This is a genomic window from Marinobacter sp. L-13, from assembly GCF_056857715.1.
The window spans coordinates 65,770-79,416 of sequence record NZ_JBSXNQ010000064.1 but is presented as its reverse complement, the minus strand read 5'-3'; the positions used below and the strand labels follow the sequence as shown (position 1 = coordinate 79,416).

The 13,647-nt window shown below is 58.8% G+C and carries 12 protein-coding genes; 2 read left to right on the top strand and 10 right to left on the bottom strand.

The window, feature by feature from the left end; translation table 11 throughout:
* Positions 1 to 32 precede the first annotated feature (32 nt).
* From AC13DD_RS16880 to AC13DD_RS16870, 3 genes are all read right to left on the bottom strand, one after another.
* Positions 33 to 2,276, bottom strand: a complete 2,244-nt coding sequence (locus tag AC13DD_RS16880) for a glycosyltransferase (RefSeq protein ID WP_008175264.1) — start codon at positions 2,274 to 2,276, stop codon at positions 33 to 35.
* The gene (locus AC13DD_RS16875) at positions 2,273 to 3,331 is read right to left on the bottom strand and encodes a lysylphosphatidylglycerol synthase transmembrane domain-containing protein (protein ID WP_474546023.1); all 1,059 of its coding nucleotides are present in this window, start codon (positions 3,329 to 3,331) and stop codon (positions 2,273 to 2,275) included. The genes AC13DD_RS16880 and AC13DD_RS16875 overlap by 4 nt, the downstream gene beginning before the upstream one ends.
* A 97-nt stretch (positions 3,332 to 3,428) precedes the next feature.
* Positions 3,429 to 4,088: a GntR family transcriptional regulator gene (locus tag AC13DD_RS16870; protein WP_273157349.1), complete on the bottom strand. Its 660-nt coding sequence runs from the start codon at positions 4,086 to 4,088 to the stop codon at positions 3,429 to 3,431.
* A gap of 251 nt (positions 4,089 to 4,339) precedes the next feature.
* On the opposite strand from AC13DD_RS16870, the gene AC13DD_RS16865 reads away from it, so the two are divergent.
* Complete coding sequence (locus AC13DD_RS16865) at positions 4,340 to 5,476, top strand: alkane 1-monooxygenase (protein WP_482931510.1); 1,137 nt, start codon at positions 4,340 to 4,342, stop codon at positions 5,474 to 5,476.
* A gap of 298 nt (positions 5,477 to 5,774) precedes the next feature.
* Positions 5,775 to 6,323, top strand: a complete 549-nt coding sequence (gloA, locus tag AC13DD_RS16860; RefSeq protein ID WP_008175256.1) for a lactoylglutathione lyase — start codon at positions 5,775 to 5,777, stop codon at positions 6,321 to 6,323.
* 6 nt (positions 6,324 to 6,329) lie between these two features.
* On the opposite strand, the gene AC13DD_RS16855 is transcribed toward gloA, so the two are convergent.
* The 7 genes from AC13DD_RS16855 to atzF all read right to left on the bottom strand — a co-directional run bounded on the left by AC13DD_RS16855 (position 6,330) and on the right by atzF (position 13,578).
* The gene (locus AC13DD_RS16855) at positions 6,330 to 7,283 is read right to left on the bottom strand and encodes a DMT family transporter (protein ID WP_053112909.1); all 954 of its coding nucleotides are present in this window, start codon (positions 7,281 to 7,283) and stop codon (positions 6,330 to 6,332) included.
* A complete protein-coding gene (locus AC13DD_RS16850; RefSeq protein WP_104270684.1) occupies positions 7,280 to 7,933 on the bottom strand; it encodes a LutC/YkgG family protein in 654 nt (217 codons plus the stop codon). Before AC13DD_RS16850 ends, AC13DD_RS16855 begins: the two co-directional genes overlap by 4 nt.
* Positions 7,930 to 9,369 carry a LutB/LldF family L-lactate oxidation iron-sulfur protein gene (locus AC13DD_RS16845; protein ID WP_008175234.1) on the bottom strand — a complete coding sequence of 480 codons (1,440 nt, stop codon included), beginning with the start codon at positions 9,367 to 9,369 and terminating at the stop codon, positions 7,930 to 7,932. The genes AC13DD_RS16850 and AC13DD_RS16845 overlap by 4 nt, the downstream gene beginning before the upstream one ends.
* Positions 9,362 to 10,144, bottom strand: coding sequence for a (Fe-S)-binding protein (locus tag AC13DD_RS16840; protein ID WP_008175233.1), 783 nt, complete (start codon positions 10,142 to 10,144; stop codon positions 9,362 to 9,364). The genes AC13DD_RS16845 and AC13DD_RS16840 overlap by 8 nt, the downstream gene beginning before the upstream one ends.
* Positions 10,145 to 10,295: 151 nt before the next feature.
* Complete coding sequence (locus AC13DD_RS16835; protein ID WP_008175232.1) at positions 10,296 to 10,565, bottom strand: ComEA family DNA-binding protein; 270 nt, start codon at positions 10,563 to 10,565, stop codon at positions 10,296 to 10,298.
* 461 nt (positions 10,566 to 11,026) lie between these two features.
* Positions 11,027 to 11,719, bottom strand: coding sequence for a GntR family transcriptional regulator (locus AC13DD_RS16830; protein ID WP_008175230.1), 693 nt, complete (start codon positions 11,717 to 11,719; stop codon positions 11,027 to 11,029).
* A gap of 44 nt (positions 11,720 to 11,763) precedes the next feature.
* On the bottom strand, positions 11,764 to 13,578 hold the full coding sequence (atzF, locus tag AC13DD_RS16825) for an allophanate hydrolase (protein WP_482931533.1): 1,815 nt from the start codon (positions 13,576 to 13,578) through the stop codon (positions 11,764 to 11,766).
* Between the last annotated feature and the right edge of the window lie 69 nt (positions 13,579 to 13,647).

The following is a 13,647-nucleotide window of genomic DNA, read 5'->3' as shown; positions in this document are numbered from 1 at the left end:
GATCAGGCCGCTGCGGAAAACTGTAACCCCACCTATTCAGGATGGATTATCGAGCCTTTTCGTTTCTTCGCGGCCATGGCGAGTGTGGTGGCGTAGATGGTGCGGACGTCTTGGGCGAACTGCTCCACTGAGTAGTCCCTGGCAAATTCCAGGGCCTGTTCGGAGAGTTTTTCACGCAGATCGTCGTCTTCCAGTAGCTTTTTGACTTGCGCCCGCCACTGGTCCTGTTTTTCCGGCGTCTTGAAGCCGTTGAACCCGTGTCGGACAACGTCTTCAATGCCACTGGAGCGAACCGCTACGACCGGCAAACCGGCAGCCATCGCCTCCAGAATTACCATGCCCTGGGTTTCGGAGATGGAGGCGAACAGGAAGGCATCCCCCAGTCGGTACCAGGTGGCCATTTCGTCCGGCGGCACGGCACCAACAAGGGTGAAGTGTTGTTGAAGTCCCAGGTCTTCGATCTTCTTCTGCAAGCGGTCCTTTTGGTGGCCATCGCCGATCATCAGGAACCGGAAGGGCACATGGGTTTCCCGCCGCAGGGCATCAATGGCCTCAATCATGAAGTCGATGTTTTTCTCGTTCGAGAGCCGGGAAACACTGACAAACACTTTCTCATTCCTGAGCTTCAGCTTCTCCCGGAGTTGCTCGACGTCCTTTTCCTGAACCTCCTGGAACTTGTGATATTCAATGCCGGTAGGCTGCACGAAGGTCGGTGTTTTAACCCCGATCATCCGCAGATATTCCTCCGTGGAGTAGGTAGGCACGATCACACCGTCGCACTTGTTGGCAAAGCGTTTGATCAGCGCGTGCGAAATCAGGTTCCGGAACAGCATGCCGGGTAGCGGCACGAAGTGGGCGTAATGCTCCAGGCGGGTATGGTAGGTGTATATGGCCGGGATATTCAGGGTGCGAGCCACGAACAGGCCCAGCGACCCCAGCCAGAACGGATGGTGCAGATGGATGATATCCGGCTTGAACGCCCGAACCCGTTTGCGAATCCGCCCGAGGAAAATATTGGCCAGCCGGAATTCCCGCTTCTCGCCCATGGCCAGTAGCGAGGGCACTCGCAAAACGTGGGATTCGGTTTCCGGCTGCCCCTTGTAGCGGGGCGCCACGACCAGCAGTTTATCGCCAAGCGCTTCCAGGCCCCGGCGCAGGCGTTCAATGGAAATGGGTACCCCGCCGATGAAGGGCAGGTAGTTGTTGGTAAACATGGCCACCCGCATCGGTTTGTCCAGCCAGGGCGAGGGGTCCAGGTCGTAGTCCGGGTAATAATCCTTGCCGATGAAAATGGCGCCGTACAGCTTGATCGCAATGGCCGCAAACACGGCGACGATCAGAATAAAGTTGAGGTAACCGGTGTAGAACAGGGAGTAGATAAAGAACCAGAGACTTTCCAGCCGCTTCAGAACCGGGTGCTGGCCCACTTCCAGTCGCTGCAGACGGTGTGTTACCTCGCCATCTGAGTCTACATTCACCTGCACGTAGTGATAGAAACTGGTGTCGTTGTTCATAACCAGGCCACCGGCGCCACCCGTGGTAACGAAGGTGGTGTCTTCTACCGTCTTTTCCGAATAGAGCGAGAGGTTGGCTGAAAATACCCGGTCAACGTCATGCTCCTCGATGGCCTGTAGAAGGGCGTCCCGGAACTCGGGCGGCGCCAGGTAATCATCCTTCTGGTCGAACGGGGCATTCTCGTCCGGATGAAGGGGAGGGTGCCCGATGAACAAGATCCTCGCCTTCGACGTGTCCTGGGCCAGCAAATCCTTCAGCCAGCGGATCTGCCAGCGCCAGGGAGTTTTACCGGTGCTGTCCAGAAAAATCAGCCGGCTATTGCCCGCTTCGATACTGAAAAAGTGCGGGCCGAAGTGATCGTAGAAACGGAAACTGCCAAAGTCCTCGTACTCGTGGGCACCGAAGGTCAGCAGATAGGGGATCTCCAGGTGGCTCAGAGTGCCGTAGAGTGCCCGGTACTTGTCTTCGCCGCCACCACTGACAGCGTTCCCCGCCGAAACCAGAAAATCCAGCCCGGATCGATTCAGCTCCGGGATGATGCGGTCCTCGAAGATGCCCACCGAATTATTGATATTGCCCACCACCGCGAAACTGAAGGGCTCGCCGGGTTCAAGTGCCTGATAAATCCGTTCTACCTGCTCGGTATGAACCCCCTCGAAATCCTCCGTGAACAGATTCAGGTAGGTTTTGTAGCCAACCAGCAGAAACACCACCAGAAGACAGAGGTAAAACAGCAGCTTGAGTGGGTTTCGGAAGATCATCCGGCTCTCCTGCGATTGGCAACAAGTTCCTTCTGTAGCACCACCAGCCCGATAATCATGCCCAGATAGATGGTCAGCAGACGCCAGCAGACGATGACCAGAATCAGGTGGTTTCCCGAGAGGATATCCCGGAAGAAGCTCCCGAAAACACCCTCCGAGATGCCTGAGGCGCCCGGCGTGGGCGAGAAGTACATCACGAAGGTGGTCACAACCAGCAGGCCCACGGACATCACATAGTCAACACTGTAGTCCAGGCTGTGCATCAGCAGCGCCGGGAAGCTGAACAGGCTAAGCAGAAACACCCCGGTGAACAGGATGGACAGCCAGACGAAAACCGGAGCGCCACGCAGGTAGTCACCGAAGCTCCGTGACAGCCGCAGCATTTCCCGGCGTGCCTTGAACTGCCAGCGCCGATGGCGGGGTTCACTGATCAGATGGAGCCGACGCGCGGCCCTCAGCAGCCGGGTCAGGGGGCCGATCAGCCAGCGGGTCCGGAACAGCAGAACCAGGAAAAAGCCGAGGTACAACACAATCAGAACTGCCAGAGCGGTACCGATATCGCCAGTAATGGAATTGCCGTCCAGGGGTTTGAGCGTGAGCAGGAATACTGGCGTCAGCGAAAATATGAACAGCACCGCCAGGATCGTCCGGATCGTGGTCGCAGCCGTCGCACGCCCAATCGGAACGCCATGGTGGCTCAGAAACCAGATCTGGGCGAAACCGCCCCCGGTGGCCATCGGCGTGATGTTGGAAAAGAACAGATTGATAAACACCAGTCGCACCATGGCCGGCAGGGGAATCCTGTGCCCCAGGGCTCTCAGCGTAAAATAGAGCCGAAGGCCATCCGAGATGAAATAAACCAGCAGAAGGCCAGCCACCGATAACAGGGTTCCCGGAGCGATCAGCCTGGTATCGAAGGTAAGGGTGCGTTCGGCGAACAGATGGTAAACGGTATACAGCCCGGCAGCGGTGAGTACCAGAAACAACAGACTGAACATCGCCAGTCTTTTTCCAGAAGCGCGCTTTGAATAGCTGATTTCAGTGGAGTCAGTCATGGGCTGCCCGTCAGAGTGAGACGGGCAGTTTACAGCGTAGGGTGTGGTGGGTGTCCAGTGTCGCTGGCGGCGAACCCCATGGATTCCAGGGTCGAGGTTAAGAAGTCAGAGCCTGGTGAATGAGAGACTTCTGGTGCTCCGCAAACTCCCGAATCAACACCTGCGCCTTATCCGAATCCCGCGCCAGCACCGCCTGCGGCAGATTGGCAAAAAACTCACTGGTCTGCGTCAAACCTCGACGATACCGATCGGCACTCAGATAATAGGCCCGACTGACCGCCGGCTTGAAATTCGACAGTGCCTCCGTGAGATACGGATTCCCCACCACCTCACAACAGGCATCCATCACATCAAAACTCGCCTCAACCACCCCGGAGATGTCGGCAGATCCGTCGTTTATCTTGTCAACAACCTTGCTCACCGCCCCAAGCACCAGAGGCTTGTCGCGTTCCTGCCAGCGCTCGCACAAACGCACCGCCATCATCATCAGCAAGTGCATATAAACATCGTAGAGCTCCGAAGCATGGGCCGCATCCAGCCGGGTTGCCGAAGCGCCCTTACGGGGCGTGATCTCCACCAGATGCCAGCGCTCCAGGGTGTACAGGGCTTCCTTCACCGATGCCCGGCTCACCTTCAGTTTACCGGCGAGCGTGGCCTCCTGAATCCGCTCACCCGGACGAATCTGCCCGGTCATGATCCGTTCTGCAAGGTAATTGGCAATCTGCTCGGCCAGTGTGTTCGGCACCTGAAAATCCATAAAGGCTCTCTGGACAGGTCGTAAAAACCGGTCGGCTGCTGCAGTAAGCCGACCGGCGGAAGAGTATATGCGCATGAGTTTATCACAGCCTCGGAGTGCGATAGCGACAACGCCTTGATTCGGCGGGGCTTCCTGACAATTGTCAAAAAACCTCGCCAGAAATGTTGACGACTGATGTATTGTAGGACAATAATGCAGAAAACAACAGGTGATCAGAGTTTCACCAACAAGCATTTGATGGAGAGAACCCAATGAGCACAACGCAGTTATCGGTCAATCGCGAGGCCACCCGCCGAAGGATATTGCTGACCCTCAAGAAGTACAGCTACCTGATCGCCATGGTGCCCCTGTTGCTGCCGCCTCTGCTGCTGGCCGCCGGCCAGGCCACTGATCTGGTGAACCTGTTTTCCTGGGGCGTCCCCGTGGTCGTGTTCGGGATCATCCCGGTACTGGACATGCTGCTCGGCAAGGATTCCCTGAACCCGGATGAAGAAACCGACGTGCCGCGGATGGTCGGCGAACGGTTCTATAAAGCCATTACCCTGGGCTGGGTGGCAGGCTTTGCAGCCTTACTGGTCTGGAGCATGCTGGAACTGGCGTCCGGCACCTTCAGCCTGGTGGGCAGTATTGGCTGGATCGTCTCCATCGGCATCGTCGGAGGCCTCGGCATCAACGTCGCCCACGAACTCATCCACAAAGACGAAAAACTCGAAACTCGGGCCGGCGGCTTCCTGCTGTCACTGGTCTGCTACGCCGGTTTCAAAGTCGAACACCTCCGCGGCCACCACGTCCACGTTTCCACCCCGGAAGACGCCTCCTCATCGCGTTACAACCAGTCCCTCTACAACTTCCTGCCCCAGGCCTACGTACGCAACTTCCTCAACGCCTGGAAACTGGAAGCCGAACGCCTCCAACGCAAAGGCCACAAGCCTGTTAGCTGGCACAACGAGCTGATCTGGTGGTACAGCCTCAGCGCCCTGGTACTGGCAGGATTCACCATCGCCTTCGGCTGGCTCGGCGCCGCCTTCTTCCTCGGGCAGAGCTTAATCGCCTTCACCCTGCTGGAAATCGTCAACTACCTCGAACACTACGGTTTGCACCGCAGAAAACTCGAAAACGGCCGCTACGAACGCACCGGCCCCGAACACAGCTGGAACAGCAATTACTTCCTCACCAACGTCTTCCTGTTCCACCTCCAACGCCACAGCGACCACCACGCCTGGGCCAAACGCCGCTACCAGATCCTCCGCCACCACGAAGTGGCTCCCCAACTACCGGCTGGCTACTCCGCAATGATCGTCCTGGCCATGGTCCCCCCACTCTGGCGGCGGGTAATGAACCCAAGGGTAGAGGCTTATTACGAAGGCGAAGAACACCAGTTGGTCTAGCGTCAGAAAAGGCGAGCTGACTCAAAAGCTCGATCGGCCGGGGTGTGAGGATTCATTTCTGCAGGGAAACGACTGTCTGAGCGAAGCGAGTTCGGCTTCCCGAAAGAAATGAATCCTCGCACCCCTGCCAGCCCCCAAACTTCAGAGCGTCTCTGAAGAAACGCCGGCCTAAAAAACCGGCCCTCAAGACCCCTGCGGTTCGTCTCTGGCCCCGGGGTCTTTTTTCACGCCCTTGAAATCCCCCTGAAACGCACACAGGTATAACCTTTGAATCCTGCGAAAAAAAGGGAAAACCAACATGCCCAAGCATTTCGAACAGGCCCCTGGCCTATACGAAGAAACCGTTCCCGAAACCGAAGGTTACGTCTTCAACCAGACCATGATGCGCATCAAGGAACCCGAGCGCTCCATGGACTTCTACACCCGAGTGATGGGCATGCGCCTCGTTCGCAAACTGGACTTCCCCGAAATGAAGTTCACCCTGTATTTCCTTGGCTACCTGGATGATCGCCAGGCCGGCCTCGTGCCGCAGGACGATGCCCACCGCACCACCTACACCTTCGGCCGCGAAGCCATGCTTGAGCTCACCCACAACTGGGGCACCGAAGACGACAACGACTTCGGCTACCACAATGGCAACGACGAACCTCAGGGCTTCGGCCACATCGGCGTAGCGGTGCCAGACGTTTACGCCGCCTGCGACCGCTTTGAAAAGCTCGGTGTGGAGTTTGTGAAAAAGCCGGACGACGGCAAGATGAAAGGCCTGGCCTTTATCAAAGACCCGGACGGCTACTGGATTGAAATCCTGCAGCCGGACATGCTTGAGAAACAGCGCAAGGAAGACTGATCTTCCTTACTCCGCACCGGCCTCCTGGCCGGCTGCGGGTTTACGGCCGTAGCGGGAGGCCACCACCACCGCTGCGGTCAGTATCAGTGCCCCCGCAATACCAATCGGCCCCAGAATCTCCTCCAGAAACACCCAGGCCAGCAGCGCCACAAACAGCGGTTCCAGAGTCACAATGATGCTGGAGAGCGTGGCCGGTGTCGTTTTCATGCCAGAGAAAAAGCACACATAGCCAATACAGGTTGGCACCACCCCCACATACACCACCATCAGCCAGTGCCCGATACTGAGAGTTTCCAGCCCCTCGAAACCGCCAGACAGGGCAACCACCGGCAACAGAATCAGCGCCGCAGTGAAGAAGCAGATAAACGCCGTGGTGAACACCGGTGTCCCGGCAGAGCTGTAACGGCTGGTCAGCGTGAAACCGGTGTACACGCAGGCGGCCAGTAACGCCACCAGAATGCCCGCAAGCCGAAGTGTACCGGTGGTGTCCATATCGCTGAGAACCAGCATGCCCGTGCCCGCGATGGCGGCAAACAGCGACAGAACCGTCAAAAGGCTGGGCTTCTCTCCCAGAAGAGGCGCAGCAAGAATTGCCACCAGCACTGGCGGAAGGCAGAGCGCGATCAGGGTGGCGATGCCGGCACCGGTGAGGTCCACGGCCAGAAGGTAGCTGCCCTGGTAGAACGCCTGGAACAGGCCAAGGGCTGCCAGCGGAATCAGGGTCTTGCGTGTGAGGCTCCGTAGGGAACTGCCGGGCACTTTAGCGCCCGGATTGGCTCGCTCAAGGCGTGCCTGCTCCCGTCGCATCAGCAGCCAGAAAAACGGCAAAGCCACGGCCAGTCGCAGGAAGCCCAACGTAATGGCCTGCAGTTCGGTACCGGTAAACAGAAATTTCGCAACAATGCCCGTGGTCGCCCATAGCAGGGCAGCCAGGGCGATCAACAGGGCGCCTTGGATCATTCAATAATCAACACAATCAGCTCTTTGGGACCGTGAACACCGTAGGCAAGGGTTTGCTCGATGTCAGCGGTTTTGGAAGGGCCAGAGATTAGCAGGGCATTGGTCGGCATGCCAGCGGCCCAGTTCTGGGCCTTCATGGCTTCGTGGAAGGTGGTATAGAGCTCAGAGGCCCGGAGCACGGCAATGTGCACCGGCGGCACCAGGCTCATTAGCCGTGGCTCGTCCTCGTTTGGCCACAGGATCAGCGAGCCGGTTTCGGCAATACCGCCGCGGGTGGACGTAATGCTGGCGTCCACCTCGTTGAACAAATGCGACTGCCAGCTTTCGATAGGCTCGTCGTAGATCAACAGTTCCGGCAGATCGTTACGACCGGCAGTGCGAAGTGACTGTCCGATTTCGTGTTGTTTTGGAATCAGCAGATTCCTGGCCCCGCGGGTGTTCAGCACCTCCGCCAGGCGTTCCATCCACATGTCTTCGGTGCAGTGGTGCACCTCGCCGTGGACCGACTCGATCATCTTCTCGAACCGCTCGATACGCTCCTTTGTCGACCAGTCATCCCGTACCAGAACTGAAAAGTCGCACTCCGGCACCGTCAGTTCACCGCCGGTTCGGTTGCGCAGACGCTGAAGAATCGTTTCCCGGGAACTCATTGGCCACGCTCCTTCATTCGCTGGTGCAGGGTTTTGGCCGCCAGTTTGGGGGGCGTGCGGTAATCGGTCCAGGCGCCCGCTTTCGAGGGCTGCAATGCCCTGAATTTGCTGGCGGCACCGGTGCCGAAGCGATAAATGCCGGGGCTGGCGTGCATCCAGGCCCAGCCTTTCCAGATCATCGCTTCCATTGAGCTTCGCTTGGCCCCGTGGCCACGGACCTTGGCCGGGTGGAGCTTGTCGCCATCCACCGATTCCTGGCGCAGTCGCACCAACAGATCGGGAATGGGGATTTTCACCGGGCAGACCTCGCCACAGGCGCCACACAGACTGGAGGCGCTGGGCAGGTGCCGGCCTTCGTCCAGGCCAATCAGGTGCGGCATCAGGATCTTGCCGATCGGGCCCGGATAGGTGGTGCCATAGGCATGGCCGCCTACCCGTGTGTACACCGGGCAGTGGTTCATGCAGGCGCCGCAACGGATGCAGCGCAGGGTGTCCAGCAGCTCGTCGTCCTGGTAGATCGACGAGCGGCCGTTATCCACCAGCACCAGATGCACTTCTTCGGGCCCGTCCAGCTCCTCGGCCTTGCGCGGGCCGGAAATCATGTTGAAGTAGGTGGTGATGTGCTGGCCGGTAGCAGACCGGGTCAGCAGGGCGAGCAGGGCAGAGACGTCCTCCATGCTCGGCACCACCTTTTCTATGCCGGTAACGGCAATATGGCACTTGGGCACCGTGGTGGTCATCCGGCCATTGCCTTCGTTTTCCACCAGGCATAGGGTGCCGGTCTCCGCCACCGCAAAGTTAACCCCCGAAACGCCCACATCGGCATTCATGAACTTTTCCCGCAATTGCAGGCGGGCACTGGCGGTGAGGTATTCCACATCGTTGGACAGATCCGTGCCGGTTTTCTCGTGCAGCAACTGGGAGATCTCTCCAGTGTTCTTGTGAATCGCCGGCATGATAATGTGTGATGGCGTTTCATCCGCCAACTGCACAATGTACTCGCCCAGGTCCGATTCCAGGGCTTCGATCCCCTGTTCCTCCAGGTAATGGTTCAGCTCCATTTCCTCGGAGACCATGGACTTGCCCTTGATCACCGTCTTGGCATCCCGGGCCTTGCAGATGTCCCGCACAATCCGGCAGGCCTCATCGCCATCCACCGCCCAGTGCACCCTGATGCCGTTTTCGATCAGCTTTTTCTCAAGCTGCTCCAGCAAATCTGGCAGGTTGGCCAGGGCGCGGAGGCGAACGTTGGCACCCAGATCCCGGAGGGTTTCCAGATCCCAGCCCTCGAACGCCGTCTTGCGCTTGGACATCAGCCCGTCCATGGCGCTGCGGAAATTCTTGCGGATCTTGGGGTCGTGAATGGCCGCCTGAGCCCGCGGATGGAACTCTTTCACGTCGATGTGATGGCCAGTGTGCTCGGCTGTCTCACTCATGACTGCTGCCCCCTTTGCCCTGGGTGCGCGACCACAGGAAACTGAGAATGTGCTGGCCTTCAACAGGCTTCTGGTTTTTCTCGGCGTAGCCGGCGATGTTCATCAGGCAGCCGCAATCGGTGGTGACAAACTGCCTGGTGCCGGTATCCACCAGTGCATCCACCTTCTCGCTCACCATGGCGCTGGAAATCTCCGGGTGGCGAACCGCAAAGGTGCCGCCAAACCCGCAGCATTCCTCCGGCCGGATCTGCTCTACCAGGTTCACGTTTTTGAGTTGTCCCAGCAGTTTGGGTCCAACCTCGGCCACGCCCATTTCCCGGCGGGCGGAGCAGGAGGTGTGCATGGCCACGGTGGTGGGTTCGCCCAAATCTTCAAGTTTGATGTGGCAAACATTGAGCAGAAAATCCGTCAGCTCCCAGACCCGGCCAGCGACCTCGGCGGCTTTCACCTCATCCGTGGTGTCCTTGAACAGGTCGGGGTAGTGCTTGCGCATCATCCCGCCACAGGAGCCGGATGGCACCACAATGGGCCAGTCGCCGGGGAACAGGTCGAGCTGGGCCCTGGCTACTGATCGGGCCTCGTCGTGATAACCGGAAGTGTAGGCTGGCTGGCCACAGCAGGTCTGGTTCTGGGGAAACAGCACCTCAATGCCTTCACGCTCCAGAAGTTCCACGCCGGCAATGCCCGCATCGGGGTAGAACATGTCCACCAGGCAGGTGCCGTAGAAATAGACTTTCGCGGGTTTTGCAGGATAAACCTTGATCGGATCAACCATGTGCGGATGCTCAACGGTTTTTGAATTGTTATCCAGCAATAATAGGGTGGCGAGCGCGGTGTTGCCAGACGACTTTATGGGTAGCCGGAAAGAGGGAGGAAAGGGATTCAGAAAGAGGAAGGGCAGCGGCAGCGCGCCACTGCCCGGGGTATTACTTCACGGTGAGGCGAGCGGCATTTTTCTCGATGGTACGTTCGCCAATGCCCTTCACATTTGCCAGGTCTGCGGTAACTGCAAAAGGACCATTCGCTTCGCGATAGGCAACGATGGCTTCGGCCTTGCTCTGGCCAATGCCGTTCAGGCTGGCGAGGGTAGCCACATCGGCCGTGTTGATATTGATAGCGGCGTCCTGGGCGTAGGCAAAACCGGTAACCAGGCTGAACAGCAGAACGAGTGTTGCGAAAAGCGGTGTGCGTTTCATAGATACGAGCTCCTGAAGCTGTGTTGCGTTTTTTGGTTTTGTGCCAGGGCGCAAAGCAGCAGAAGCGAAATGTAAAGAAGAGAGCAGAAATGTCTGTGGGTACGGGGAGTGCACGGACGGGACCACATTCCTTGTGATCCCCGATTCCGTGGCTGACCCCTGCCTGTTCCCTCAGGCGTGCGACTCATCCTGAGCGCGTCTTTCCTGTGATCATCCCTGTAAGCCCTGATCCTTCGGGCAACTCCCGAGCCGCGGAGGGCTCTTCCCTGGAGTTCTCATCCTTGAGCCAACGTTCCTTGCTGGCTTGTCATCCCTGACACTGATCATTCTACTGTGTATCGAATTCCTACCTATCGGAGAATCGCTCCATGGTTTGTGCGATATATCTTACGAATCTGTAAGCGTTTCGGCGGGTTCAATTATGAACCTGGGTTCAGTATTTCCGGGGCCTGAGAGGCAATTTATTGCTCACTGCGGTGGGCAGCAGCCGCCTCGCGGATTCGCTCCATGGTGATTTCCCGCACGGCCTTCTGGCTGGCACGGATATGACGGGTGAGACGATCCGCCGCCTCGCTTGCCTGCCCGTTGCGCAGTGCCTCCAGAATCGCGGCATGCTCCACGTAAGTGGCATCAATACGCTCGTCCCGGCTGAAGTCCAGGCGCCGCACAATCCTCAGCCTGTCGGTGATCTCACGATGAATTCGTGTCATCTCCCGGTTTCCGGCAGCGGCCACCAGATCGCAGTGAAAGCTCTCGTCCAGCATTCTGACGGTGCTGCCCACCGCGCGCTCGGATGGATGGTCCGGGTTCCAGAGGGCTACCAGGGTTCGCAGTGCTGCAGGCTCTTCAGGCAGGTTGCAGATTTTGTGCACGGCCGCCCGTTCGAGAGTGATGCGCAGGTCATAGAGTTCCTCCACCTGCTGGAAATCGAATGGCTTTACCTGCCAGCCACTGCGGAACAGCACCTCCACATGGCCCTCCCGCTGCAAGCGGTACAGTGCTTCCCGCACCGGTGTCCGGCTGGCGTTCAGGCGGGTTCCGACATCCCCCTCGCTGAATCGGTCGCCGGGGATTAGGCGGAACTCGAAGATGTCCTCTTTCAGGGCCTCATAGACCCTGTCGGCTACGGACTCTTTTCGTCTAGGGTTTGCCATTGGCACCGTTTCCCCTCGTGGAGCGCCAGATTGCCCCGGCTTGGTCAGGCTCTGGAGGCGATATAGGCGCGCCAGCCACCGAACTCTGTTACATCCTCTGCGCCCTCGAAGCCGTAGCCCTCACAAACAAAACCGTTTACCCACCGGCCATCAGCCAGCTCGACGTTGCCTATGCCCAGAGGCGCAGGAATCAGGTCCACAAAGGAGCCAAAGGCCGAGGCGGGCATTTCCCAGACTTCCACAATGATTTCCCTGCCTTCGCCAGGGGCCGCCCGTTTCAGCCCGGGCTTCGGCGGTGTGGTGTTTGGTAGGGCGAACAGCCGGTAGTTGGCAGACGTTGTGGTTTGCTCAAGCAGAACCGCGTAGCGCTCACTGAGCTGGGTGTTCAGGGGCATGCCACTGAGGTGGGCACCAACAACGGCCACCTTGATGGTGGGTGTCGAAATGGCGGCCCCGGGGGCTTCTTCGGGGCGGTCGTTGCCTGTAGCGCCCAAAGGGGTCGGGTGGGCATTCAGCCACTGGCACGCCAGGCGTTGCAGCTCCGTGTCTTTCCAGGCACCAGTTATCAGGGTAACGCCAAAGGGCAGGCCGTCGTCCCGGAAACCGGCAGGAATCGCGAGCGCACTCATGTCGGCCAGGTTCACGAAATTGGTGTAGGTGCCGAGTTGGCTGTTGAGTGCAACCGGGTCCGCATTTACCGCTTCGATGGTGGGAGCCGTCGGAGCCGTGGGCACCAGCAGGGCATCCACATCGGCTAACAGTTCATCGATCTGGCGCTGCAGCTCTTCCTTGCGGTACTGGGCCTTGAAGGTATCCGTGGCGCTGAAATTCCCGGCCTTGCTGATAATGCCTTTGACCACCGGGTTCATATCATCGCCGTGGCTGGCCATGAACGATTCCACCGCCGCGTGGCGTTCAGCCACCCAGGGGCCTTCGTAGAGCAGTGCAGCCAGTTCCAGCATGGGGCTGAAATCCAGCGGCACCAGTTCCACATTCTGTTGTCGCCACTGGCTGACGGCGGTATTCCAGGCCGCTTCTGCCTTCTGATCACCAAACCATTGCGGGTGGTCGGGAATCGCCAGTCGTTGGATGGGGCCGGGCCGCCGAAGGGCTGGCCCATCCAGAGGCAGCGCATAGGGAGGCTTGCGGGAAAATGCATCGGCGGCATCGAGGCCCGCCATGGTATCCGAGACCAGGCCGGCGTCATTCACGGTCAGCGCAAAAATGGACACGCAATCCAGTGAACGACAGGCCGGTACCACGCCGCGAATGCTGAAGAGCCCTTTGGTCGGTTTCAGCCCCACCAGATTATTCAGCCCGGCAGGCACCCGGCCGGAACCGGCGGTGTCGGTACCCAGGGCAAAAGGCACCAGACCTCTTGCAACCACAGAAGCCGAACCGGAGCTGGAGCCGCCGCTCACCACGTCCGGTTTGAAGCTGTTGGGCACGGCGCCATAGGGAGAGCGGGTGCCCACCAGGCCGGTTGCGAACTGGTCCAGGTTGGTTTTGCCGATGACGATGGCGCCGGCGGCCTTGAGTCTGGCCACGGTGGTGGCGTCTTCTTCCGGGGTATAGGCAAAGGCCGGGCAGGCTGCCGTTGTCTCAAATCCTGCCGCATCAATATTGTCTTTCGCGGCGAAGGGAATGCCGTAGAGCGGCAGCTTGTCGATCTCTTCGCCGGCGTCCTGGAGTTTCTGTTTCAGCCCGGCAAGGGCCTCATCCAGGCCTTTCTGGTCCAGAAGCGAAATCCAGGCGACGTCTTTTTTGTCCAGGCCGGTCAGTAACTCACCCAGCAATGACTCGGGCGTAGCGCCCTCTTTATAAGCAGTCTGCCAGTCCCTGATGGTCCATCCGAGCATTGAAGGCATTGGTCATCCTCATGTGCGTAATCAACTTGTATACATGTGGAATGGCAATGCTTGTGCCAT